Here is a 25,830-nt window from a genome sequence, read left to right as displayed (position 1 = left end):
ATGGATTTGCAGCAGCTATGGAAATCAAGACGAGGTGCATTCTGGAACCAAATTACACCCTATCTAGGTTATGTATTGCAGAGCGGGGTAGCCGTCGTCCTTGGCTTTTCCCTGATCGCGTTTTCCGCATGGTACACTTCGCTTGTACAAGATGTTCCGAATGGTTTTCCGATCCGGTGGGTCATGCTCCTCGTGCTCGTTGCTCCGGTCATCTTCAGCAGCTATCGGACCTACCTCCGTCAAGCCGATATTGTCTTCTTAAGACCTCAGGAATATCGGATGCATCTGTATTTGCAGAACAGCTTTATTCGGGGTATCGTCTACAAAACGGTTGGACTCATCCTGCTATTCATCCTCTTGTGGCCGCTTTATATTCGAAGTGAGGGAGAACCAAAGCCCTTCCTACTGTTTCTCATTCTGCTCGTGATCTTAAAATGCATTGCCAGCTTCGGAGGCTGGTGCGAGCAGCAAATGCTGTCCAAGTCGTCACGGATGGGCTACCGGCTTCTGCGTTATGCCGTGATCACCTTGTCATTGTATGCGTGGATATGGCATCAAGTTATACCTGGATTAATCTTTATCGCTGTACTGACTGTGCTGTATGTCGTCTCTCTTCGTCTGCCCGTACGATTGCCGGTTCATTGGGAGCATCTGATCGAGACCGAGCAGATCAGAGGGGCGAGAGTGATCAAGACATTAGGCTTCTTCGTCGAAGTCCCTGCACTCAAGCAGCGTGTCCATTCCCGCCGTTTGCTTGCACCACTGGCCGAACGTATAGCATGGGGGCAGGACAAGGCTTTTCAATACTTAATAGCAAAGACCTTCATCCGCAGTGATCTGCTGGGAATATGTATCAGGCTTGCCATTGTAGGCGGTCTGTTCGTGCACTGGACGGGAAGCAGCCTGTGGGGAAGCGGAGTATACTTATTCTTCTTGTTCGTACTGGGAATTCAGCTGTCCGGACTACTCCGATATCACCGTGATTCCTTCTGGATCTACATCTATCCGGTAACAGCAGAGAGCCGTAGACTACAGGTACTGAAGTTCGTATATACCTTGCAGTCGGCGTTAACCATCTTGTTATGGATTCCACTGCTTATCGGAGGGTGGGGCAGATGGGTAGAGCTGCTAATTACATTAGCTCTTGGCCTACTCATCGCCCGCATGTTCCGAAGCTCGCAACTGAAGAAATGGACTAAGGAAGAGGAATTGGAATAAGTGTAAGGTGATTAGCGGAAAGGGGTCTATCCATGGATAGACCCCTTTCCTTTATGGCCTGGTGACTTATTCGCGAGGTTAGATCAGGTATGAAATTTACCGTCCATCCACTGAGCTGTTCTTTACCTGCAATTAGTAAGAGGAGAAGGATTTAGCGATGATAACAAGAAGGATGAACAATACAAGGATTGCTCCGATGCCGTATCCACCAAAACCGCCGCCGCCGTAACCGTAACTTCTTTCTTCTGTTCCAGACATATTTTCATACCCCTTTCAGGTCTTATTCGTAAGCCTCTCTTGAAGAAGCGTACAACGTATCCTATGATGCAAATACCCCTCGTGTTTGGGCTGCTGCCTTTTGATGCATAAAAAAAATGAAACAGAAATAGGATCCGTCTATTTTGACACACAAACAAGCCCTTCTGACTGCCTAAGGGAAGTCAGAAGGGCTAATACTTTTCTCGTGATTTGGACTTATTTGGTTCGATACTTGAATCCGAATCTAACCTTGTGTCAGATCCTGTACAGCTTGATAAATCGTGTTGAACAGCTCTTCAAGCTGATTCTCCTCCAGTGAGGAAAAGGCAATACGCAAATCATGCTCGCCAAGCGCAATTGTCCCGATCTCGTATTGGTTTAGAAGATGCACACGCAGCTCTTCAGCTTGTACCTTCGTCACCTTCAGACACATGAAGTACCCTGAATTGAAAGGATAGTATTCCCATGCTCCGTCGTATTTGCCGCTGTCGAGCAGGGCTTTGACGGTATTGGCACGAGCCTTCATAATGTGGAACTTCTCTTCCTTTTGAGCTGCAAATTCAGGAGATTTCAGCGCATCAAGCACAAAGGTCTGTGAAGGATGCGGGCCGCTGGAGATGGTTGCGCGGATAATTCCCAGCGTCTTCTGTTCCAGTGCAGACAGGATGTCCTGGTTGTCATGAGCATACGTTATAAATCCGACACGGAATCCCCAGACGAACTCTTCCTTCGTTGCTCCGTCGATCTTGATCGGGAGAACTCGTGGGTGAATGCCGGTCAGGCTTCCAAACAACGATTCGTGAATGGAATCCTCGAAGAACAGACCGAAATAGGCATCATCTGTTACAACAACGACGTTAATTCCTGCCTCTGCTGCTTCTGTGACAGCGGCTACAATCTCCTTGCTTTCTTCAATGCCCGGGGTGTAGCCTGTCGGATTGTTCGGGAAATTCAAGACAACAACGGCCTTGCCCTGATCCTTCTGTGCAAGGAGAGCCTCCTTAAGTCCGTTGCTGTTAAATTTCATCTGATCATTAAACAATGGATAATTGACCAAACGGGCATGTCTTCGAACTCCAAAGGTGAGTTCATAGTTCTCCCAGTTTTTATCTGGATATATAACAGCATCTCCGTCATCGACGAACAGGTCTGCCACAATGCTGAGACCATGGGTCAGAGCGTTCGTTGCAATGGGATTGCCAAATATTTTACCTTGTAAGGATGGCGTCTCTTCAATCATCTTGTTCCGCCATGCTACTCGTAAATCTGGTTTACCAGCCGGGGGTGCATAAGGATACAAATCCTGTGGCTTATAGGCAGATAGTTTCTCCTGGATGACTTGCAGATGCATCGGTTTGCCGCCTTCGGTTGCAATCCCGATCGTTGCATTGTATTTCTTCGCGCGGCTTGAAGCTTCAGCCGATTGACTAAGAATACCTTCCTTCGGATAATAAAGCTCTTTGCCGAGCCTCGAGAGCATGTCGTACACATGATCGCTGCCCGCTTGAATACTTTCGTTCAGCTGTACAGCCAGTGGGTTCATCGATTTTCATCCTTCCAAGTCGTTGAATAGATTAGAGACCATTTACACTGCCTCATATTATAGCACCAAGCACAGCAGTCGTCACGGAAAAACAATACAAATGACCTTTACAATGCATTACCGCGTTACATTGCTGAGTTATGACTGATGTGCAGCAAGCATGAACAAGCTGCAGCTATCGTATGAGCGACTAGTGGAAAGAGAAAACATGGAATCATTCAGGAGTGAAAAGGACAATATTTTCGCATCATTTCTACGGTTGCGGCATCCTTTGCCTCGCCTCGCTGTTCCAGCTGCTCTTGGAGCTGTTCATGCTTGTCCTGCTGCAGGTTCTGCCCGAATTTGAACTTCGCACTCAGTGTTTCGGGAATGATCCGGACGACGGCAACCGCCTTTAATTGACCTGTATATCTGGGATCGTCGGCATCGATGGTCAGATAGCCTCCCTGCGGCTGGAGCTTTTCCATAAATCGGTTCAGAGCCCGGGCCTTTTCCTTCAGATCGATTACTTTCTCTGCATGACCACTAGCGGATACACTTTTGAAGAAGGATGTTGCGGGACAGGCCAGCAAGGGGTCCTTGAAGTAGGACGGGATTAACGAAAACTCTTCTGCCACGGTAAAGCTGACGGTGCTGTTTGCCTTGATATGCTTCATTTTCTCCCCGGCCAGACTGCCGTGAAAATAAAAATAACCTTCATCATAAACAAAATTGAGCGGTGTTACCCTTGGTTTGTTGTCCGGACTGACGGTACCAAGATACCCGAAGGTTTGTGTTGATAGAAATTCAGTAATCTCCTCTTCCTGCTCAATGGTGAATTCTTTTCTTCTCATAAGCGTGTGCCTCCTCGCAGCGGCCGATTGATGTTTTTCTACATCTTAGTCCGTCTATTGTCATGAAAAAAGATCCAATATCATTAATTTTTTATAGTCCAATTTATAAGAACCATGTAAACTCAAACGGAAAGCAGCAGATGACGGAGGATCGAATAATATGGAATTTATGCTTTCTTGGGATCGATATATCAAGGAATACCGTTATAAATACCATGCGCTGTACCACGCGATTCGGGATGCAATTCTGTCAGGAACGCTGCAGAGTGGAACTCAGCTGCCGGCAACTCGGCAGTTAGCTGTTCAATACAGGCTGTCCCGCGGTTCTGTCGCAACCGCTTATGACATGCTGCAGGCCGATGGGTATATTCACACGGAGACGGGACGAGGGACATATGTAGCCTTTGCCGGCATGCCTGGTGAACCGCCGGAGGCAGTATATCCGGACATTCAATTATCTGCGTGGGGAAAACGGGCAGCTGAACAGTATCAATCCTTGACAGCGGTCAATTCGCATCTTCTCCTGCCGGATGAGCAGTCCGCACATAAGCAGACAGAGGAAATACGCTTTGACAGATCACACCAGCCTGATGCCGATTTTCCGTATGCGGAATGGAAGAGTATTCTGTCGAGAAGCAATCAGCAGGAGAAATATGAGAGTGTGTATGACCCGGCAGGCGATATACGTTTAAGAGAAGCCATAGCGGCGCATCTGGGAGCAACTCGGGGGATTATGGTCAGCGGCAAGGAAATCGTCCTGTTTAACGGTTCGATGCAGGCTATAGCGCTTCTTACACAAGTGATATTGGATGAGGGAGAGAAGGCGGTAGTCGAAAGTCCGGGATTCAAGGGGTTTGCCCAGGCAGTCCAGGTGTGCGGAGGCGAAGTGATTCCTTCTACCGTAGATCATCAAGGAATTATTCCTGAGGATTGGGATGCGAGACTTCTATTTGTTACGCCCAGCCGGCAGTTTCCAACGGGTGTTGTACTCAATCTGGAGCGAAGGCTGGCTCTACTGGCTTGGGCAAGGAACAGGCAGGCGATTATTATCGAAGACAGCTATGACAGCGAATTCCGCTTTCAAGGACGTCCAATTGAGCCGCTGAAAGTGCTCGATCAGGAGCAGAGAGTCATTCATATTGGCTCTTTCTCCAAAACGATGCCCGAAGGATTTCGCCTGGGCTATGCAGTTCTGCCTCCAGCGCTTGTCGCACCGGTCGTTGCAGCCAAAGCATACTACGACCCGATAACTGCGGGTCTATATGAACAGCGGGCGCTGGCTGTCTGGATGTCTCGCGGCGGCTATGCGAAGCATATCCGAAAGCTGACCCGCCGGTATGGGGTGAAGCATCGGAAATTTGCCGAATGGATCCAGCAGTATACAGGCCACCTATTCACCGTGTTTATAGGGGATGCGGGGCTGGGCTTTTACGGATTATGGAAAGGGAGCGATGTAGATTATGCTTCGTTCAAGAAGGCCTGCACGCGACGGGGAGTATACTTCACTGACGGAGTCCGATTTCAGCTCGATCCGTCCAGACCTTCCGCCTATTTTAAATATGCGCATCTATCCGAGGAGGAAATAAAGGAGGGCATCTTACGGATGGCGCAGGCATATGAAGACATCAAACATGAAGATGGAATTGGAAAATAAATCAAGGTGTTGAAACCAGTTAAGATCATTTCACGTAATCATAGTCATTAATAAGGACTCATTTGACAAATAATTAAACTTATGGGGGGAATTCAAATGCCAGCACATGAAATTGATTATTCGATTCTCGGTTCAGAGATGCAGTGTGTAGAAATTCAGCTCGATCCGGGTGAAAGTGTCGTTGCTGAGGCAGGCAGCTTCATGATGATGGATCAGGATATTCGTATGGAAACGATCTTCGGAGACGGCAGTTCAGCGGGAAGAGGCATGATGGGCAAGCTGATGGGGGCAGGCAAACGACTCATCACAGGGGAGGGCTTATTCATGACGGTATTCACGAACGAAGGCAGGTACCGTCAAAGTGTAACCTTTGCTTCACCGTATCCAGGCAAGATCATCCCTCTCGACCTGGTCAATCTGGGAGGTAAAGTGATCTGCCAGAAGGATGCCTTTCTGTGTGCAGCCAAGGGAGTATCGGTAGGCATTGAGTTCCGTCGTAAGCTGGGTGCAGGTTTCTTTGGCGGTGAAGGCTTCATTATGCAAAAAATTGAAGGGGATGGCCTGGCCTTCGTTCATTCCGGCGGTTTAGTGATCGAAAGAACGCTCCAGCCAGGTGAAACGCTCCGTTTAGATACAGGCTGCCTAGTCGCGATGACATCTACTATTGATTATGATATTGAGTTCGTCAAGGGAGTGAAGACCGCCTTATTCGGCGGTGAAGGTCTGTTCTTTGCCACTTTGCGTGGACCGGGTAAGGTCTGGGTGCAGTCTTTGCCATTCTCCAGATTGGCTGATAAAGTGCTGTCTGCAAGCATGGGGAAAAAAGAGGAAGGCAGCGTTCTTGGAGGACTCGGCAATTTACTGGATGGGCGTTAAATGTTTAATCATATCTACATGATGTAGCGTTTTTCTTCCGCCTCGTTTCACGCTATAATAAGGGGTAATGATCCACTTAATAAGGAGGAAGGACGACATGTTACATGCGTCACCGTCGTCTTTTGTGATTTTGCCCGCCGTCGCCAAGATTGTCTGTGAGCCAGGCTGGAAATGGCAGAAACGCGAAAAACCGATGCAAAACTACGATTTATTTTATGTGTGGAGCGGAGAAGGTACGGTCATTGTAAATGATGAGCCTTATCATGCCCAGAAGGGAAGCTGCTTCTTGTTCCGTCCTGGTGACCATACAAGTGCAACTCATAATCCGCAGAAGCCGTTTGTACTAACGTATATACATTTTGATGTCAAGGAGCCGGTTACAGAAGTCCCGGGTACGTATAACCGGCTTCGAGAGACGATTGACTTTGAGCATATGCTTGCGAGATACGTGAGGTTATTTTTGTCCCAAGCCTATGGACGTGAAGAAGAGAATAAGCTTATTCTGAAGCAGATGATGATTCATTTGCTGCGGCTGGAATATGAGGAGCACCCTGCGGAGAAGAAGGTCAGTAACCAGCTTGCTGAAGCGATTCAGGAGATCGCTAACTACGTGCGTCAGCATCCCGGCATTAATCATCGGGTAGAGGATCTTGCGGCGAGAGCAGGACTTTCCCCCCGTTATTTCTCCATAAAATTTAAAGAGCTGATCGGTTCATCCGTCCAGTCCTATATTATCAAGATGCGCATTGAGCGTGCAGAGCATCTGCTGGTGCATGCAGGAATGAATGTAACAGAGGTGGCGGATGCCCTCGGGTATCGCGATATCTTCTTTTTCAGCAGGCAGTTCAAGCAATATACAGGGAGAAGTCCATCAGAGATTCGTTGATTCGAGATTGTAAAATGACGCAAAGCGTTAATCAAAGTTTCAAACCTAATGCTGCGGGGTATATGCTTTAATGTATATCATGCAGGAGTAAGGAGGGTCTACTTTGAACGGAATTCGCAGAATTCGAAATCGCGGCTGTTTTGGCAAAGGCTGTTCTCTGTTCCGTAACCGTTTGCGCCGTAAACCGGTGGACAATGTCTGGTTCTAGAATGGATTGAAATTAGTGGAGTGAATCAAAATATGGATTCATCATATACAGAGGATTTGCATACATCCTAAGACCAATCATACCGAATTGTGCAAAAGCCTCAAATGATAAAAGCAGCAGTCTCTCTGGAAAATGCTTTTCAAAGAGACTGCTGCTTTTTACTATTCAATCCGCACGCTATTATTCGGTGTTCTTCTATGATGGCCTTCTTATTGCTGCTGACTTCGAAACAATGACCCCAAGCGGATCACCCATCCGGACACTGTCTCCTTCCGCCAGGTCTTCCCTTGGTACAAAGGTGCCGTTCTCACACAGCAATACGACAGTAGAGCCGAATTCGAAGTAAGCGAGCTCATCCCCGCGCTGCCAAGCCTTCACGGTGTCATCAGCATATTGAATGCTGCTTACATTCATAGCCCCGACTTTCACAAGCGCAATCTCGCCATGCTCATGCTTGATATATGTAATAAGCCGTTCATTCCGGCTTAATACGGTTCTCATATGACGCAGACCAAAATCATTCACCGGATACACTTTACCGCGGATATGCTCGCTCTCTACCTGTTTACCCGTGACCGGAGCATGAATTCGATGATAATCTTTTGGACTCAGATACAGAATGACAGCCCACCCATTTTTATACTTCTCCATGTGAGGAGATTGGTTCAGCAGATCAGCGAGGGTATAATCGTGACCTTTGATATTAAGAATGGTGCCTTTGGTTATCGGACTCATCGCTGTAATTTTGCCGTCCACCGGACTAAGCAGAGAATCTGGATGTTCATGCAGAGGCCTCGCATGGGGCTTCAGCCTTCGTGTAAAAAAAGCATTCAGGGAAGGGTATTCGCCTGGTTCTAGTTCGGCCTCATTAGGATCTATTTCGTAGGTTCGGATAAACCACGGAATGAGCAGCCTACTCGCACTGCTCTTGGAAAAAGTGCCGGTAAGCCGGGAGATCCATTTGCGTGAAGAAAGCTCTGTCATGAGGCGCAGCAACGGTTTCGACATGTATATCCCCCTTAGGAAACGAGCGTCTAGACCGGACGTTCGTAAAGTCCGGCCACTCTGCATAATATTGACACAGAACGGGTTCGAAATCAATATGACGTTATTGCAATAAGGTTGAGGTCTTTGACAGAAGCGCAGACCGTTTCTGATCAAGGAGATAACGCCCATACGCCATCGGTTCACGATAACTGCGGGCCCATTCTTCCGGCATGCCGGCTTTGCGGAAGCCATAGCGCTGATCTCTTCCATTACATTCAATCAAGTAGAGTTCACCTGCCGTAGTAATACCCAGATCAATGCCAAGATCCGCAATATGGGGCAGCTCGGCAGACAGCTGGTGCGCTGCAGTCAGAGCCAGATGATGAATGCTGCTCTGGAGTTTATCTGCCGCAACATAAGGGAACACGCTTGGGAATATGCGATCCACCGTCATGGCAGATCCGCCGCGAGCCACATTGGTGATAAAGGCATCCTTAGAGGCTGCCAGCTTGGCGAACATCCCCGTAACTCCCCATTCCCCGGTCATTCCTCGCTGTACGGTTACACGCAGATCAAAAGGCCGGTCTTCATACGTGGCCAAAGGTATTCTTTGCTGAATGAGGTGCTCCTTGCGGGCAATGCGTGCGGGCAGAAAAGAAGGCAGTCGTCCTGGCTTGAATCTGACTTGTCTCCATTTGCCTGGTTTCGGATGGAAGGTGAGCTGCCAGAAGGCACTTTGCTGTGTTAGCCGCATCACTCCGGTCCCAATACTTCCATTGCTGGGCTTGATGATTAAATCCGAATGCTTACCCATCATCCGTGCTATGGATTGCTTGGTGGCCGGCTCTGTCTCGGGCAAATGAGGTACAAGCTCCGGCTTTCGGGATAACAGTTTATGAATCTGAACTTTTTTATATCGATTTCTAAGGTTATAGATGAGAATTCCCCGCTGGATCAGTCCGGCCATTTTATGGTGACTGGCTGTAGTAAAGTACATAGCCCGATTATGGATAATATAGGGAAGCTTGATGGTATTCAGCTTGTATCTGTTCTCTGAGTGGATATAGGCTCTGCATGTCCCTGCAGACAGATTGATATCTTCAAGTCTCATGTAACAGGGGATGAGGTTGTAGGAAGCTGCTTCCAGTTCATATTGTGCAAGAGATTCCTGCCCTGTTCTGCCATGAGGAATTCTCCGATGGACGGAAGAGTCCAGAAGGATGCCGACATGTTCCATAAGCTTGATTCCTCCTTTCGGATACGTTAAAGAAAGGCTCGATTCTATTCTATGATTGCAGGGTTTGTCCGGATAGGGAGAGCAGCCCCCATCGAGCCGTTGAAATACAAGCCTAAAATTAGGGCATGGACCTTCATGAAAGTATGCCGGGGGAGTGTCACATGCCTATAGCCGTGCATAGGATGCAGGAAAAACAACTGTTTTGTCATAAAGGAGCGAGCGGTTTTGAAAAAAAGAGGGAAGTTCAAAACGAGCCAGAATGCAGCCAAACATCGTTTTGGGATAGACCCCGATACGAGTGAGCTTGCACTGCTGGACCAGTTAAATGCAGAGAGGGAGAGAGCTAAGGCCAGGCAGCAGAGTAAATTAAAAGCTGAGGCTGAATCCACCGTCTTAGAAGAGCCTGCCTCCAAGGAGAAGGCTTCTATTGCGAGTGCGGTAATTGTACCCGAGCCTGTTCAAGAAGAGGAAACAGCCCAGGCAGCCCCTATCGCCCAGGCATCACCCATTACTACGTCAGATCAAACGCTGCAGCAGGAGACAGACCATAGCCCGGTAATGAATATAATACAAGATACGCCACACAGTCACAGCCAGCTGATCACTGCGAAGAAAGAGCTGCTGGCAGAGAAACAGATGCCGGGAGGAGAAGCTTTTATCTACACGGAGGATATTAGCGAGCATGCCGTAACAGGTACACAGCTGGCTCCGTATGCCATCAACAGCGGACATATTAAACGGGGGGCTATAGGCAGCGAAGCTCTTCAGGAGTATGCGGTTACTGCCATTCATATTGCGGACCGGGCTATTGTGTCCTCCAAGCTGGCCGAAGCTTCTGTACTTGATGAGCACTTGGTCAATGGAGCGATTTCGGGAGAGAAGGTAAAGGACGCGTCGATAACAGGCGGCAAGATCAAGGACGGCAGCATCACTTCCAGAAAATTAAGTGACCAGAGTATCGATGCAGACAAGATCGCGGATGGATCCATCGGTACACGGCACCTCGCCAATCTGATCATTTCCAGTGAAATGCTTCAGGAGGAATCCATTACACAGGAGAAGATTGCAGGTAGCGCAATAGGAACAAGACAGCTGGGGAATGGAGCCGTTCATAATTCCAAGCTGGCCGATGATGCCGTAACCTCACGCAAGATAAGAGATGGAGCTGTAACCTCTGGAAAAATCGAGGATCGTGCCGTTCTTGCACAGCACGTGGTTCAGGGAGGCATAACCTCTGAGCATCTTGCGGAGGGAGCTGTTGGCAAGCAGCACTTGTCTGCGAAGATTATTGATGCCGATCTGCTAGCTGAAGGGGCAGTCGGAGAAGCACATATTAAGAAGCAAGCGATAACCGGGATGCATATAGCGGAAGAGACCATTGGTGCGAAGCAGATTCTGAAAGGGGCCATCGGCAAAGAGCAAATTGGACAGTCCGAAATCTTGGGTCATCACCTGGCGGATGGGATTATAAGCACCACGAAGCTAAGTGATCAATCCGTGGGCACGGCCCAGCTAGTTGAGCAGGCCGTGACTTCTTCCAAGATTGCGGACCAGAGCATTCTCGCAGCCAAAATTGCAGACCAGGCCGTGCATACGAGACATATTGCAGGGGGAGCAGTAGGCTCTGCTCATCTGTCCGCAGGTTCTATCTATGCTTGGCATTTGACCAAGGAGGCCATTGAGTCAGCACACATCGGTAACAGTACGATTCAAGCACAGCATTTGGGACCTGAATCTGTCATCAGCACAGCGATCTCACCACGCAGTATTCAGCACCTGCACTTGAGTGATAACGCCGTGAATACGAAGAATCTGCAAATCTCATCCGTTACTACGGATAAGCTTGCCGACAAGAGTGTAACTGAATCTAAGCTGGCAACAGGGTCGGTAGATAGTGGAATTATTGCAGACAATGCGGTTCGCAGTGAGCATCTTGCAGAGAAGTCTATTCAGAATATTCATTTGACGCCCGGCAGTGTCGGCAGAGAGGTCATTCAAGAGCAGGCCATTCATACGGGGCATATTGCTGCCGATTCCATCGACAGCATTCATCTGAAGAAAGGCTCGATCCTCTCCGCTGCAATAGCAGACAACAGCATTAACACCAGGCATCTTGCTCAGGCAAGTATAACCGATCAGCTGATTAAAAATGGGGCCGTGCTTCCGCAGCATCTGTCAGACTATGCGGTTACGTCGCTCAAGCTGTCGCCCGAAAGTGTCTCGACCGATAAGCTGGCCAATCTGGCCGTGACCGGAGCGAAGCTCGCGGACAGCAGTGTAACCGCAACGAAGCTAGCAGCGCACAGTGTGCTGAACGGACACATATATCCAGGATCCATCACTCATGAGTCGATCCAGGCGAATGCGATTACGTCTGACAAAATTGCCCCCCAATCCATTCTTGATACTCATCTTGCGAATGAATCCGTGTTCGGCAAGCATGTGGCAGAGCGGAGCATCCAGGGGTATCATCTCAAGAAAAGCGCCATTACAGCCGAGCATCTGGCCAGTGATCTGCGACAAGGTAATGGATTCTTGATGAGACGATCACAGGACGCAAGCTTGCCCGTGCGAGTATAGGCGAGGTTCATCTGATGAACGCTTCCATTAATGAGGATGCACTTCAGGAGCAGATTATCGACCGCCATCATATAAAGGCAGCTGCCATATCCACGGAGCATTTAGAGCATAGCAGTATTCAAGGCTTGCATATTGTAGAAGCTGCGATCGGTTCAGGGCATGTTCAGGACAGTGCTATTCGCGAGCATCACCTGGCTCCAGGTTCGATCTCTTCCTACCATATTCAGCCTGGAACGATTGAAAGAGAACATATTCAGGCGCTGTCCATCACATCTGGACTTATTGAAGAAGGTGCAATCGGCAGTGCCCATCTTGCCAGTGAAGCGGTTCAGTCCATGCATCTTACGCCGGGTCTGATTCAGCATGAGCACTATGGTATATCCTCCATCTCATGGGAGCATCTGATGCCATTATCCATTAATGGTTCACATCTGCAGGCTGAGATCATTGGCTCCAATCATTTGCAGCAGTCGTCCATTCAATCCAGACATATATTTGAAGGTGCCATTCTTCCTTACCATATTCGGCTTCGCAGCATCAGCGGTGCTCATATCGAGGAGGGGGCAATAGGTGCCGAGCTGATTCGAGATAAGAGCATCACAGGCGATAAGCTGGCTGAAGAGAGCCTTCCGGCTACAGTTCTTGCATCACGATCGATTACAGGCGAGCAGCTGGCGGAACGAGTGATTGAAGGTCAGCATGTTGCAAAAGGAGCACTGTGTCCGGAGCACTTGAGCTTTACTCCGGTACGTTCGGCATCGAAGCAGCCGGTTACACAGCAGTTTGGGCAGTATATTATTGCTTTTGAAGAGGAAGAAGCAGCTGAGCAAGAAGTGGTAGTCTCCTTAGAGGAAGAGTTTGAATCCGCAGGCTATGTATTCGTCGCCATGTGCAATACGACAGACTTCCAAGTCAGTGTGATTGAGCAGCGTAAAGATTCCGTATTGCTCAAAATTAGACGTTTGAGCGGGGACAGCAGTGATTACGGCACTGTATCTTGGATAGCTCTTGGCACCCAGCCGTAATCCCATTTCAGTTAATAAGCAGTGCAATCCCTGAACGCGTGTCAGCGGGAGAGCACTGCTTGTTTTTATATACTCGTGAGGATCCAGTGAAGACAGCAAGGACAGAAGCCGTTGCTCTCCTCATCTGAGTGCATATGCTATACGTGAATACTCCTTGATAGAAGCAATGCCTGACAAGAAGGTAGAAGGAGGACATACGGTGGGAGATAACAATCGAAAAATGAAGCGAAGCTCAAAAGCTCCCAGCCGGTCCGGTAGCCAGAAACGGGTGCTTGACAAGGGAGGCCATATACAGCAAACCGGAAAAATAAAGCCGCTGAAGAAGCGTCGATTAACCAAACGAACGATTAAAAATCGCCGGACAACATCCCGAAATTCGGTCGAATCAGCTCAGCTGATCGCTGAGCAATCAGATCGTAATCACCTGAAACCTGAGGGACAGGAATCTGTCATTCATGAGCCAGTAGTCTCTGTCATAATTCCTGCAATGAATGAAGAAGCATTGATTGCCCGCGTCATTCGGGAAGCAAAGAGAATCCATTCTTCCACGGAAGTGATCGTTGTTGTCAATGGTTCTACGGATCAGACAGAAGCGAGAGCCATAGCAGCAGGAGCTCGTATTATCACTTACTCAGAAGCTCTCGGTCATGATGTCGGAAGGCAAATCGGTGCCGATGCAGCTGCAGGGCAGGTGCTGCTCTTCATTGATGGGGATATGCTGATCCCTGCTCAGGAATTGAAGCCCTTTGTTAATGCTGTATTGTCCGGAATCGATATTGCATTGAACGATTATAATGGCCCCGTTCGTACAGTGCCGGTTCATCCGGTCGTGGAAGCAAAGCACGCACTGAATACCATGCTCGGTCGATCGGATTTGAAGGGAGCCTCCATGACGGCCGTGCCGCATGCGATCAGCAGAACTGCATTTGAAATGCTCAAGGAAGGGGCATTACAGATACCTCCGTTAGCTCAGTCCATGGCGATCAAGCAGGGACTTCTCGTCAAAGCCGTCCATCGCGTGCCTGTTGGGAGATTAAATCCGCTAAGAAGAAAGGATCAACATAACCAAGACCTATTGACCGGCATTGTTCTAAGAGATCATGAAGAAGCTGTTCGCTGGCTAACGCTGCATCAAGGAAGCCGCGGCGGATTTACGGATCTCCACAGGGCAAGGCACTTGGTAAGAGCGAGGTGAGCAGAACCGGATGGGGACGAGAAGGATGGCTGTACGAATGAAGAGTTCGCGCGGGCTGAAGAAGCCGGAGAGCAGGAAGTCAAAATCACCAGGCAAAAAGAGGAAGTTGTCTGCTTCAGCACCATTACATTTAACCTTGCAGAATTCAGCTTCTGCCGTCGTTTCTGCATCGGATGAGGCCGGAACTCTCGGAGGAGTGCTGAAGGAGCTGAGTCGTCTTCCCCTGCAGGAAATCGTGGTTGTGTTAAATGGATGCAGAGACAACAGTTATGAGATCGCTCGAAAGTTTCCGGCTGTTACTATTGTGCATGAACCGGACCGAGTAGGGCACGATGTCGGACGCGCAATCGGAGCAGAGCTTACGACTTCTGATATGGTCCTGTTTACGGACGGAGACATCGTGATTAAGGCGGAGCGATTGGCCCCGTTTCTGTCGGCCGTCGATCGAGGCGTGGATATGGCGTTGAATAACTTAACCTCCTATATTCCTGCATTTCCAGATCAGGATGACGTCACACGAATGAAGACCTACTTAAATTCGGTGCTCGATCGGAGGGATCTTGCGGCAAATTCGCTTGTCGCAGTACCTCATGCCTTATCCAGCCGCTGTATCAGTGAGGTTGGGTATCAGAGTCTGATGGTGCCTCCCGTGGCACAGATGCTGGCTTGTACAAAAGGAATGAAGGTAGAGGCAGTCAGCAAAGTGAATGTGATAAAGGGCAATCGTCTTAGAAAAGACAATACGGGCAAGGGCAACGATGTGGAGCGCATGATTATTGGTGACCATATTGAAGCGTTGTCGCAATGTCTTCAAGCCCGCACAGGGATGGGAGAGCCTTCTCCTCAATATAGAGCGGCCGTCGCCAGTTGGAGAAATGCGCCATGAATATCCAGGAGATAACCAGCATTATTATACCTTCCTACAATGGTCTTGAATTGCTGCGAAGCTGCATTGATTCGATACGAAAATGGACAGAGGAACCCTACGAAATCATTGTCGTAGATAATCGTTCTACGGATGGAACCTACGAGTACTGCGTATCTGAGCGTCTTAGAGTGATCTCTCTTCCGGAGAATCGGGGATTTCCAAAGGCATGCAACAGCGGCTTGCGTATCGCCAGGGGAAGCAGCCTGCTGCTGCTAAATAATGATGTGACCGTGACGCGAAATTGGCTGGTTCAGCTTAAGCAGGGGCTGTTCAGTGATCCTGCTGTCGGTATCACAGGTCCAGTCACAAACTATGCAAGCGGCATACAACAGGTGGAGATCCCATTTGACTCCAAAGCCCAGTTCTTAGATATTGCAGCAGAGCATAATGAACATGATCCTTCACGCTGGGTAGAGGTTCCTCGAATCGTTGGACTGTGCTTCTTGTTCAAGCGGGAATTGCTGGAGAAGATCGGTTATTTGGATGAACGGTTCAGCCCGGGTCATTATGAGGACGATGACTACTGCTACAGGGCTAGGCTTGCCGGATACAGGCTGCTTGTCTGTGGAGATACACTTGTGCACCATGAGGGCAGTGCGAGTTTTCGAAAATCAGGTGAGGACAGCCTGAGCCAGCTAGTGAAGCGGAATCATCAGCTGTTTATGGATAAATGGCAAGTGGATCCACTTCAATTTATATAGAAGGGGGAATGAAATTGAAAGGGATAATTCTTGCAGGAGGCAAGGGTACGCGTCTTCATCCTTTGACTCAGCTGCTGAGCAAGCATCTGCTCCCTGTGGGCAAGTACCCGATGATTGTATATGGAATTGAAACACTGCGCAAAGCAGGGATTACAGACATTATGCTTATTATTAGCAAGCAGTCTGCTGGGCTCTATACCGATTTTCTCGGGAGCGGAGCCGGGTATGGGGTGAGTCTGACCTATCGGATTCAAGAAGAAGCAGGTGGAATTGCAGAGGCGCTGGATTTAGCCAAGGGGTTTATTTTACCGCAGGAGAAGTTTGCTGTTCTGCTTGGAGATAATCTGTTTGCAGATGATCTTGCTCCCTTTGTCACCGCATTTAAGCAACAGAAGCTGGGAACAGCCAGAGTGCTGCTGAAGGAAGTCGATGATCCAAGAAGATATGGGGTACCTGTATTTGATCCCGAGCATAGCGAGCTTATTTCATATATTGAAGAGAAGCCGGAGCATCCAGAGACAAATTACAGCGTAACTGGGTTTTATCTATATGATGCGGATGTATTCCATATTATTTCAGGCATATCTCCCTCTGCCCGGGGAGAGCTCGAAATTACGGATGTGAACAATGCCTATGCCAGAGCGAAAGGCTTGGAGTACGATATTCTCTCCGGTTATTGGAGTGATGCCGGGACATTCGAATCTCTTCAGGATGCAGCCATTCAGATGAAGAAGATCTTACCCTAAGGGAGCAATCCATATGGAGCGAAGCAGGAAGCTGGATCATGTCGGGCTGGCAGTCATTCACGCCGCGAAGAAGAGACGGCAGAGGTCTTCCGTCAAGAATAAGGCTTCTGCCAGAAAAAAGGGATCCAAATTAAAGCCGGCCATGAGGAAAAAAACCAATGCTAAGAGGCACAAACATCCGCGTCAACCGCAGGCTCCGCTCCCGCTTGATCATGAGGGTCCGCTTCAGAAGGCTTATGCCGCAGGGTATAAAGAGGGAATGTACCACGGTGGGGAGGCAATTGTAGAGCGGCTCATTCCAAGCGGAAGAATACTGCCGGGAATTACAGCCGAAGCTCTCATTCAGTCAGGTCTCATGCAGCATCAAGCCGAGATGCTTGAGATTACAGACAGTAAACAGGTAGCGGATGAGATTCGGTCGGCGCTGGATGAACGCCGGTCTTTTTCGCTTGTACGGCTGGGAGACGGCGAGCTGCTGACCCTAGCTTATGGGACGGTAATCTCCAGCACAGAAGCCCATGAGTTAGGGGCATTTCTACCTTATGCAGGGGTGCCTTTACCTGATGCTTCTGTTCAGAGTCTCCTGCTGGACTCCATCATGAAGGCGGATTATGTGGGGGTTCCCATGTCCAGGCGGCCCGAATTCCAGATGCTGCTGTTTGCCGTAAGCCGGCATTACGGCTGGAGCTTAACGCAGAATCGGCTGACCTCCTCACTCATTAATTACCAGCTGCATCATCATGGCCTGCTACTGCCAATCCTTGCTGAGCAGCGTGTCCTTCTTATCGGAAACAGAGCAGCAGAAACAGCGGATTTGATGAGGAAGCAGGGTGTAAATGTTACTGGCAGTGTCAGCCCGGTGCGTGGATTTGAAGATATCGAGCGGGTGTTAGAGGAGTGCCGCAGGTATGAATTTGATATTTGTTTAATCGCTGCTGGAGTTCCTGCGGTTGTTCTTTGTCAGCGCATAGCGAGTGAAGATAAAAAAGTCGCCATTGATATCGGTCATCTAGCGGATCAAATGATACAGGAGAGTCAGCAGTGATGCAGCTGTTCTTGAAGGAGGTAAGACAAGGATGAACCGAAAGACCAAGAAGCAGATGCGGAAGACGCCGCGAGTGATTTCGTTTCAGGAAGGCTTTCAACAAGGGTACGATCAAGGTAAGACTCATGGTATTCATTCATACGGCAAGTGGATGGAAGGAACAAGTATCGTCATTCCTACCTATAATCAGATGGATCTATTGAAAGGATGTATAGCCAGCATTCAGACTCACACCGCTCATCCTTATGAAATTGTAGTTGTGGATAATGCATCGACGGATGGTACGGCAGATTACCTCCGGTCTCTAGACTTGAATGTCCGATACACGGTGCTGGAGCGTAATTTGGGATTTGCAGGCGGTGTTAACCATGGTCTGATGATGGCCAGAGGTCAATATATTGTCATCTTGAACAATGACGTTGTGGTGACGCCGGGATGGCTTACGAACATGCTCAGCTGTTTGGACAGTGATGCAGGTATAGCTGCCGTAGGACCCGTCACCAATTATATTGGTGGAGAGCAGCAAATAGAGGTTCCCTACTCCGATGTGAAGGATATGCTTCCCTTTGCAGAGGGGTTTAATAAGCCTGATCCTGGTAAATGGAAATATACAGATCGTCTTGTAGGCTTCTGTTTATTGTTTCGAAGAGAGCTGCTGTATGACATTGGATATCTGGACGAAGGTTATCGCATTGGCAATTACGAGGATGATGACTGGATGATTCGTATCAGGTTGTCCGGGAGGAAACTTTGCATCGCGGGAGACAGCTTTATTCATCATTTCGGCAGTGTAAGCATGAAGAGCATAGAGAATTCACAGTTTGAAGAAACCAATCATGGGAATGCGAAGTTTTATGAGGCAAAATGGGGGAATCCGCATCAGTTGATTCAGGAAACGCGGCATACGAATGGTGCAGCGTATGAACAATTTGGAGTGCGCGGCATCCCGAGCTATCAATTTTATCCTGATCGCAGATTGGTCAAAACGAGCGGCAGCAAGCTGTACTGGTTACAGGATGGCCATAAGCATCCTCTAGAGCTGCAGGATGTGCATCAAGCAGCGGTATTCAATCGAGCTGTTCGGCTGTCTCGTCATGAGCTGCAGTCCATTCCAACCGGGGATATCATCCAGCTCCATACACCCGAAGAGTTACAGCAGCAGCAAGCCGGGAAGATGACGATCGGGATCCCTGATGGAAGCATCGTGACTGACAGCAGTCCTGAGGCAGCACAGCATCTATTTCAGTTGAAGGATGGAAAGCGAAGGCTGTTCATTACACCCCATGCAGCTGAGTGCTGGGGAATTGATCAGCAAGACATTTATGAGCTTACGACCGAACAATTGCAATCCATTCCACAAGGACTTCCTATTATTGCACCGCCTATGCTGATCAGCCCTATATTATAGATGGAATGAGGGTGTAATAGTTTAGAGTCAGGGGGATATTCGTCAAAATATAAATAAACCGGATCCCTGGGTAGATCTCATGGGTCCGGCTTTTTGGTGCCTGGAAGGGTTAAACTTGATTATAGTTTCCAATTTTAATAATATTTTCAGTAGTGAGTTTGTAGCTGCCCTTGATTGTCTACTCAAAAATAACATTAGGGCCCGAATATAGGAGATTATATGAATTTAATTGACGTCGTTGAACGATTATTTGATCAATACGGCTATTATGTATTGTTAATTGGCCTGCCTCTGGACTTTATCGCTTTGCCGATTCCCCCTGGCAACAGCACGCTTACATATACGGGATATCTTGTTTATTTGGGACTGCTGGAATGGCTTCCGGCTTATCTGCTGGCACTGACTGGAGCCTGTCTCGGAGTGACGATTACCTACGCGATCGGATACAGATTTGGGTCTCCCCTCGTGGATCGGTTTGGGAAGTGGCTGTCCATTCATCCGGATTTTCTTGAGAAAACAAGAAAACGGTATGACAAATATGGGGACAAGCTTCTGCTTTTTGTTTTTTTTGTTCCGGGAGTCAGACAATTCATCGGCTATTTTATAGGCATTATTCGACTTCCGTATCGAACCGTAGCTACCTATGCATATGGTGGAACGGCACTGTGGGTGACCGTGTTCTTCCTCATCGGCTATCTCTTCGGTGAGCAGTGGAAGCAGGTATTCAACATGGTGGAGAAGTCGCTGACACGCACTCTTATTCTGATTGGAATTGTCTTTGTCTTGTACCAGCTGGTAAGATGGATCCTTCGAAGAATCCGAAGAGCTCAGCAGAATCGAGAATAAGATGGTGATTCCACCATGATTCCAAATATAACCAGCAACCAAGCATTGGATGAGAGCATCCAGTGCTTTTTTTTATTTATACTGACTCCTTACCTTCCCTGTATGGCCAATCATTGTTCCTTAAAATATCCACAGCGGCAAGCGTGTCTAACAAGCACTGAGTTCCGGGGCCATGCATATGCTATGGAAGGCAAATGCTGATGAGGCCGGAATTTAATCTTGAGTTGTATTTTGAAGAGGGAGGTTGGGTCCAGTGCAGCAAAAACTCGATGAAGTGCTCGCTCATCTAGCGCATGCCCATCATCAAGTCGCAAGAGTCCTGGAAGCGGAACGGCATGTGAATGTGCGCATGGCAGAGATGATCAGTGTAATGCCGGACATGTTGCCGCATTTTACCGATATGCAGGGACTAATCGATGGAGCAGGACAATTAAATGCCGGAATTGTATCGTATTTGGGTAATCTGGCTGATTTGGAAGAGATGATTGCTGACTCCATTACGCATATCGTTAGGGAAATGGCTGCATCGGATGAAGAATAGAAGCAACAAGGCGGGTGAGAGTGATGAGCAGAGAGGAATCTATGCTTCAAATTATGGACGCTGCCGTTAAGCTGCAGCATAATATATCTCTGATTCTGGAGGCTAAGGCGCTGGAAGCGGAGAAGATAAGAAATTGGTCTGTTAATCATTTAAGCGGGGCAGTATTCGAGAGCCATGAGGAGCAGTTGAATATGTCGCTTAAGCTGCAGGAGCATTTAATTGAGCTTCTTGAGGGAGTTAATCGGATGGAAGCCGGTCTGAACAGCAATCTGAAGGCCTTGTTAAGCCAAGGAGAGCAGGATGGCGGTTCGTTTGATTCTATGATGGATCTTGATGTGGGTAAGTGATGAGCCTGTTAGCGAGAGAGAGGGAGGCGAAGCTTGCCCTGCTGGAGTCGATTGCGAGAAGCCAGACTGCACTTTCTCGTATGCTGGAGACGATAGCAGATGGCTATGAGCTGGCAGCCATTCCTGCAGCACAGTTAATGAAGCATATTGACCTCATCGCCAAATGTCAGCAGGAGATGGCAGAGAGCATCCATGGGATCTCACTTGAGCCGATCAAGAAAGGCAGCCCTGCTCCCCCCTGGTATCCTGATGAGGATACAGCGTTTGTGTTGCTCCGAAATACGTGAGCAGTACGGCTCAATTCGTCATACCGTGAACTGTTTCATCGTTGATTAAGTCCACAGGAGGAGTAAATATGAAGAGAAAAAAAAAGAGGGTAACGGGTTCCGGTACAAAGGCTGGTGCCCGCGCTACATCCGTCAGAAAGAAGAAAAAGGTCACCGGGGTGACCAAGAAAAAGCTGACCAAGATGACTTCAAGCAAGAAGAGAGTAAAGAAACGGTTATCTCCAGCGGGCAAGAAGCGTCAGCTCCGCAAAAAACGTGTCCAGTCTCCACGAGAAACCATCGCCGCACCGGAGTACAAAGACGCATACAGCGAAGGCTTCAACGCCGGGTTCGCTCAAGGATTCGAAGATGGACATAAACTGGCCTATGAGGCGCAATAATTTCTTCATTTTTTGAATGGCATAAACTGTTTTCAAGCCGACATTACTTCGGTCACTTGTAGACAGTTTTTCTTTTTTTTACGCAGGGTACAAGCCCTTTTTATTTTTGAAACTTGGGCTTAAGGTAAGAAATCAGGATAGATGTACTCGGGGCAAAAGCCAAATTTGTACAGGTGAGGACAACGGTCCATGATGCATTTGACACCCTGGCATATAGTTAGAAGTGATTACACTATACCACTTGGGCGAGGGTGAGAACGAGAGGTGAACAGGACTAAGCGGAGGCTGCAGGGTTATCAGGATGGATATGAGCAGGGGATACGATATGGCGGATGTGAAGCGGTGCTTGGCAGAACACAGCCATTTACTCCCGTGCTTCGAGATCTGAAGGTCATGTATGTTCCTCAGGGCTTTGATGCGATTGATGAAGGGATCATCGATGCACTGAACTCTTCTGTTCGTGAATGCGTGGTGGCAGATCGATCTGCAATGGCCCGGAGCGCTATAGAGCACACCCCTGATCTGGTGCTCGTGTTAAATGGACTTCATATCTTCCCCGAAGATCATCTTGCACAGATACAAGAGATTCGATCACACGGAATCCGAACGGCCATATGGTTTGTCGATGATCCCTATTTTACAGAGGAAACAGCATCGATCTCCCAGCATTATGATCTGGTGTTTACACATGAGCTGAATACAGTACCGTTCTACAGCAATCTGGGTGCTGAGCACGTGCATTATGTTCCGCTCGGAGTGAATACCTCGTTGTTCAGACCGCGGCAAATCGCACCGGAATATCGATACGATATCGTATTTATTGGCAGTGGATTCTGGAACCGAATCGCTTTGTTCGATGCGCTTGCTCCTTACTTGAAGAACAAACGTGTGATGATTGCAGGAGGGGAATGGGATCGGCTCAGCAATTTGGAGCTGCTTCGTCCATTTATTCACTCAGGCTGGATTCCGCCTGCTGAATCTGTGAATTATTACAATGGAGCCAAAATCGTTATTAATATGCACAGACCTTGCGAAGCGGGATTAGATAATCGAAATACCCATCAAATTCAGGGCGGCTCTATCAATCCCCGCACGTATGAGATCAGTGCCTGCGGCACGCTCCAATTGACGGATGTACGAGATGATCTCACGCTGTATTATCGACCGGGATATGACATTGAGACCTTTCATACGGCACAAGACCTCCAGGAGAAAATGGAATATTATCTTACGCACGAACAAGAGCGTCTGTCTGTTGCCTGGCGAGGTCTCATGACGACGAATCTGCGCCATACCATGAAGCACCGGCTTGAGATGCTGCTAAATCATGTTTAAAAACAAAAGGAGGACGATAGGCGTGGCTGTGAGACAGAAACCAAAGAAAAAGGCTTCTTCAACAAGAAGATTTGGCTACAATTCCGAATCTCTTGTGCACAGACAGCAATTTCAAAGAGGGTTCGATGACGGCTATTTGAGAGGGCGCGCCAATTTTTTGATGAGCCGGGCTCAGGAGCCTCTGCCGGTTCGCCCCATTCAAGTTGTATATATCTCCTCAGGGAAGGGCTTTCCCTACTCACCGATTGATCAAGCGATTATTGAGACCTTGCAGACGCTCTGCTCCGCTGTACACATTGTGAATCCTGATGAATCTGCGCTTGAAACAGTACGTATGTTTATGCCGGATCTTGTGCTTGCACTGGATGGAATGTTCCTGCCTGTGGAAGTGGTAGATCAAATTCGAGGCTTAGGGGTTCGAACCGCCGTATGGTTGACGGATGACTCTTATTATACCGATATGACCCTAAACATTGCTCCACATTATGATTATATTTTTACACTTGAGCTCAACTGTGTTGAAATGTATCGTAATCATGGGTGTGCTGAGGTGCATTATCTGCCGTTCGGCGCCTTTATTCATCACTATTATCCTAACATGACGCCGACTGCTGTCCGCAGAGATGTCAGCTTCATCGGCTCTGGCTACTGGAACCGCGTGCAGTATTTTAATCCCGTACTTCCACAGATCATGTCTCACAATACAGTGTTTAACGGGATATGGTGGGACCGACTTCCCGATTACGAAATGTATCGCAGCCAAATTGAACTCAATCGCTGGATGAGTCCTGAAGAGACAAGGGACGTGTACAATGGAACGAAAATCGTCCTGAACCTGCACCGTTCACATGAGGATGATTCGATGAACAACAACAGCATTAAGATCCCTCCTCTATCCCCCAATCCCCGCACCTTTGAAATATCCGCGTGTGCTACCTTGCAGCTTACAGATGCCCGCTCCGACCTGATTCGGTTCTACACCCCGGGTGTCGAGATCGAAACGTATGAATCTCCGACCGAAATGATAGAGAAGATTGAATTTTATTTGGCAAATGAAGACAAGAGAAGAGAGATTGCGCTTCGGGGATTCGAACGTACCTGGAATGAACACACCTACAGTCATCGCTTAAACAGCCTGCTGCAGATTATATTCGGATGAGCTTGCACAGTGATGTGGAAATTGTACGAATGGTATGGTTCATTTGTCGTGCCGGTCATATTTAAATACAGAATATATTGTGGTTATAGTGTACCTGGAAAAAGGAGGTGAAGGCACCCTTTGATATCCGTAATCCAGTGGAAACTAAAGGGTTGTACACTCTATGACACTTAAACCTAAATTGATGTTGTTCAGTCATATCAGCAGTACACAGAGTATCACGGGGGCTGAGAAGCTGCTCCTCAGCTTCTGCAGGCAAATGGAATCCTATTTTGATTGTGTACTGGTTGTACCCTGTGAAGGAATTATCGCTCGAATGGCAAGAGAGGCTGAGATCCGAGTCATCATTCAGCCTTATGAGCTTCTCCACTATATGTATATTCCTTATGAGCAGCTGAGAGAGGACGCTGCCGAGTTAATGCAGCATCCTTCTTCCCAGGAAGTTGTGCAATTGCTTCATGAAGAAAATCCACACCTCATCGTCTCCAATACCTGTGTAAATGTTATCCCGGTAATGGCTGCCCGCATACTTGGCATTCCTGCCATCTGGAAGCTCACTGAAATCATTCAAACCAATCCTTACACGGCTGAGGCTATACAGTTCATTGATGAGCATAGTGATTGGGTGATTGCCATCTCTCATGCTGTTACTGAGCCGCTTGTGCACAGCTCGATCCCTTCGAAACTAACTGTATTGCCTCCTACCTGGAATGAAGCTCTTGCCGCACCAGATGAATGGGAAGGTCTGCGTCAGACTCAGCGGAAGACGCTGGGGCTGACCCCCGGACATTTTTGTATCGGATATATTTCCTCATTTATATATGAAGCAAAGGGTCTTAAGCCTTTTATTCAATCCGCGCTCTTGTTATGCGAACGATTCCCCCACACCCGGTTCTGGGTGATCGGTACAGCAGTGGATACGGCCTATTATGAGGAGTGCATATCTCTAATTCAGCAGTCAGGATTTGCTCATCAATTTTTATTCACGGATTTCATTGAAGATGTGAGCTGCGCATACAGCGCGATGGATCTAGCAGTCATTCCGAGCCTGGTAAAAGAGGGGTTTGGCATGACGGCCCTTGAGAGCATGTACTTCGCTAAGCCAGTTGTTGCCTTTCAGCAGGGCGGTCTCGCGGAAATGATGGAATCTGTAGACAATGGACACTTACTTGTCAGCCCGGGAGATACAGAGGAGCTTGCCGCCAAGATGATCCCATTCATCACCAACCGGAAGGAATCTGCACGGACGGGTCAACACAATCATTCCAAGGCTGAGCAGATGTATGGACCTGCAGCATATGAGAAGCGAACCGCGAGCATGGTGCAGCAGTGGGTCACGTTGTTCCCCGATTGGTTCTCTGACCTGCATTCAGCAAGGAACATAATCTCTCTGCAGGCTTACCAAGCCGCTAATCAGCCTTCTCCAACCAAAAGAAAACGAAGAAAAAAAACAAAGCGGTCGCAAGCTCCCCTCTTGAAATCTAAACCGCGTGCGAAAACCAAAAAACGCAGTACAGCCATCACTAGAAAAAAACGCCTGCGAACCAAGCTCGGGGTACGAAAGCAGAGAAAGCGAGCTCGCAAGGCTCGATAAGGAGGGAAGTAAC

The 25,830-nt window shown here is 48.3% G+C and carries 25 protein-coding genes; 20 read left to right on the top strand and 5 right to left on the bottom strand.

The genetic code is table 11. From position 1 onward, the window contains the following. A complete protein-coding gene (locus PUW25_RS20665; protein WP_274338442.1) occupies positions 1-1,218 on the top strand; it encodes an ABC transporter permease in 1,218 nt (405 codons plus the stop codon). A 132-nt stretch (positions 1,219-1,350) separates the two neighbouring features. Here the strand turns inward: PUW25_RS20665 and PUW25_RS20660 are convergent, their stop codons facing one another. The 3 genes from PUW25_RS20660 to PUW25_RS20650 form a co-directional block, all read right to left on the bottom strand. Then, positions 1,351-1,476, bottom strand: coding sequence for a sporulation protein YjcZ (locus PUW25_RS20660; RefSeq protein ID WP_081872719.1), 126 nt, complete (start codon positions 1,474-1,476; stop codon positions 1,351-1,353). A 244-nt stretch (positions 1,477-1,720) separates the two neighbouring features. Further along, positions 1,721-3,019, bottom strand: a complete 1,299-nt coding sequence (locus PUW25_RS20655; protein WP_274338441.1) for an aminotransferase class I/II-fold pyridoxal phosphate-dependent enzyme — start codon at positions 3,017-3,019, stop codon at positions 1,721-1,723. A gap of 218 nt (positions 3,020-3,237) precedes the next feature. Next, positions 3,238-3,852, bottom strand: coding sequence for a pyridoxamine 5'-phosphate oxidase family protein (locus tag PUW25_RS20650; protein ID WP_274338440.1), 615 nt, complete (start codon positions 3,850-3,852; stop codon positions 3,238-3,240). 160 nt (positions 3,853-4,012) lie between these two features. On the opposite strand from PUW25_RS20650, the gene pdxR reads away from it, so the two are divergent. From pdxR to PUW25_RS20635, 3 genes are all read left to right on the top strand, one after another. Then, positions 4,013-5,506 carry a MocR-like pyridoxine biosynthesis transcription factor PdxR gene (gene pdxR / locus PUW25_RS20645; RefSeq protein ID WP_274338439.1) on the top strand — a complete coding sequence of 498 codons (1,494 nt, stop codon included), beginning with the start codon at positions 4,013-4,015 and terminating at the stop codon, positions 5,504-5,506. A gap of 96 nt (positions 5,507-5,602) precedes the next feature. Beyond that, positions 5,603-6,382 (top strand): TIGR00266 family protein, encoded by a 780-nt coding sequence (locus PUW25_RS20640; RefSeq protein WP_047913600.1) that lies wholly within the window; start codon positions 5,603-5,605, stop codon positions 6,380-6,382. A 97-nt stretch (positions 6,383-6,479) separates the two neighbouring features. Then, positions 6,480-7,268, top strand: coding sequence for a helix-turn-helix domain-containing protein (locus tag PUW25_RS20635; RefSeq protein WP_047913601.1), 789 nt, complete (start codon positions 6,480-6,482; stop codon positions 7,266-7,268). A 403-nt stretch (positions 7,269-7,671) separates the two neighbouring features. Here PUW25_RS20635 and asd read toward each other — a convergent pair whose 3' ends face one another. Together asd and PUW25_RS20625 are read right to left on the bottom strand one after the other, a co-directional pair. Beyond that, entirely contained in the window at positions 7,672-8,484 is an 813-nt protein-coding gene (gene asd / locus PUW25_RS20630) for an archaetidylserine decarboxylase (protein WP_047913602.1), read from the bottom strand. A 100-nt stretch (positions 8,485-8,584) separates the two neighbouring features. Continuing rightward, complete coding sequence (locus tag PUW25_RS20625) at positions 8,585-9,700, bottom strand: YheC/YheD family endospore coat-associated protein (protein ID WP_274337466.1); 1,116 nt, start codon at positions 9,698-9,700, stop codon at positions 8,585-8,587. A gap of 225 nt (positions 9,701-9,925) precedes the next feature. Between PUW25_RS20625 and PUW25_RS20620 the strand changes: the two genes are divergently transcribed. From PUW25_RS20620 to PUW25_RS20545, 16 genes are all read left to right on the top strand, one after another. Further along, entirely contained in the window at positions 9,926-12,280 is a 2,355-nt protein-coding gene (locus PUW25_RS20620; protein ID WP_274337465.1) for a hypothetical protein, read from the top strand. A gap of 14 nt (positions 12,281-12,294) precedes the next feature. Then, entirely contained in the window at positions 12,295-13,305 is a 1,011-nt protein-coding gene (locus PUW25_RS20615) for a WIAG-tail domain (protein ID WP_047913604.1), read from the top strand. Positions 13,306-13,504: 199 nt separating this feature from the next. Beyond that, on the top strand, positions 13,505-14,500 hold the full coding sequence (locus tag PUW25_RS20610) for a glycosyltransferase family 2 protein (protein WP_238546471.1): 996 nt from the start codon (positions 13,505-13,507) through the stop codon (positions 14,498-14,500). A 37-nt stretch (positions 14,501-14,537) separates the two neighbouring features. Beyond that, positions 14,538-15,386 carry a glycosyltransferase family 2 protein gene (locus tag PUW25_RS20605; RefSeq protein WP_081872721.1) on the top strand — a complete coding sequence of 283 codons (849 nt, stop codon included), beginning with the start codon at positions 14,538-14,540 and terminating at the stop codon, positions 15,384-15,386. Next, positions 15,383-16,129, top strand: coding sequence for a glycosyltransferase family 2 protein (locus PUW25_RS20600; RefSeq protein ID WP_047913605.1), 747 nt, complete (start codon positions 15,383-15,385; stop codon positions 16,127-16,129). Before PUW25_RS20605 ends, PUW25_RS20600 begins: the two co-directional genes overlap by 4 nt. A 14-nt stretch (positions 16,130-16,143) precedes the next feature. Beyond that, a complete protein-coding gene (locus PUW25_RS20595; RefSeq protein WP_047913606.1) occupies positions 16,144-16,875 on the top strand; it encodes a sugar phosphate nucleotidyltransferase in 732 nt (243 codons plus the stop codon). A 13-nt stretch (positions 16,876-16,888) separates the two neighbouring features. Beyond that, positions 16,889-17,920 carry a GT-D fold domain-containing protein gene (locus tag PUW25_RS20590; protein WP_052512251.1) on the top strand — a complete coding sequence of 344 codons (1,032 nt, stop codon included), beginning with the start codon at positions 16,889-16,891 and terminating at the stop codon, positions 17,918-17,920. Between the two features lie 31 nt (positions 17,921-17,951). Next, positions 17,952-19,328, top strand: coding sequence for a glycosyltransferase family 2 protein (locus PUW25_RS20585; protein WP_047913607.1), 1,377 nt, complete (start codon positions 17,952-17,954; stop codon positions 19,326-19,328). A gap of 219 nt (positions 19,329-19,547) precedes the next feature. Continuing rightward, complete coding sequence (locus tag PUW25_RS20580; RefSeq protein WP_047913608.1) at positions 19,548-20,174, top strand: DedA family protein; 627 nt, start codon at positions 19,548-19,550, stop codon at positions 20,172-20,174. Between the two features lie 253 nt (positions 20,175-20,427). Continuing rightward, complete coding sequence (locus tag PUW25_RS20575; RefSeq protein ID WP_047913609.1) at positions 20,428-20,715, top strand: hypothetical protein; 288 nt, start codon at positions 20,428-20,430, stop codon at positions 20,713-20,715. A gap of 23 nt (positions 20,716-20,738) precedes the next feature. Then, positions 20,739-21,062, top strand: a complete 324-nt coding sequence (locus PUW25_RS20570) for an alpha-helical endospore appendage domain-containing protein (RefSeq protein ID WP_047913610.1) — start codon at positions 20,739-20,741, stop codon at positions 21,060-21,062. Continuing rightward, positions 21,062-21,349, top strand: a complete 288-nt coding sequence (locus PUW25_RS20565; RefSeq protein WP_047913611.1) for a hypothetical protein — start codon at positions 21,062-21,064, stop codon at positions 21,347-21,349. The genes PUW25_RS20570 and PUW25_RS20565 overlap by 1 nt, the downstream gene beginning before the upstream one ends. A 68-nt stretch (positions 21,350-21,417) precedes the next feature. Beyond that, positions 21,418-21,729 carry a hypothetical protein gene (locus PUW25_RS20560; RefSeq protein WP_047913612.1) on the top strand — a complete coding sequence of 104 codons (312 nt, stop codon included), beginning with the start codon at positions 21,418-21,420 and terminating at the stop codon, positions 21,727-21,729. A gap of 264 nt (positions 21,730-21,993) precedes the next feature. Next, positions 21,994-23,064, top strand: coding sequence for a CgeB family protein (locus PUW25_RS20555; RefSeq protein ID WP_081872723.1), 1,071 nt, complete (start codon positions 21,994-21,996; stop codon positions 23,062-23,064). A 22-nt stretch (positions 23,065-23,086) separates the two neighbouring features. Then, the gene (locus PUW25_RS20550; RefSeq protein ID WP_052512252.1) at positions 23,087-24,223 is read left to right on the top strand and encodes a CgeB family protein; all 1,137 of its coding nucleotides are present in this window, start codon (positions 23,087-23,089) and stop codon (positions 24,221-24,223) included. A gap of 163 nt (positions 24,224-24,386) precedes the next feature. After that, on the top strand, positions 24,387-25,817 hold the full coding sequence (locus PUW25_RS20545; protein ID WP_274337464.1) for a glycosyltransferase family 4 protein: 1,431 nt from the start codon (positions 24,387-24,389) through the stop codon (positions 25,815-25,817). The last annotated feature ends 13 nt before the right edge of the window (positions 25,818-25,830 follow it).

It is taken from the genome of Paenibacillus urinalis (assembly GCF_028747985.1).
Taxonomy (GTDB): Bacteria; Bacillota; Bacilli; order Paenibacillales; family Paenibacillaceae; genus Paenibacillus; species Paenibacillus urinalis.
The sequence above is the reverse complement of the archived record's forward strand: the minus strand, read 5'-3'. Positions and strand labels throughout refer to the sequence as shown.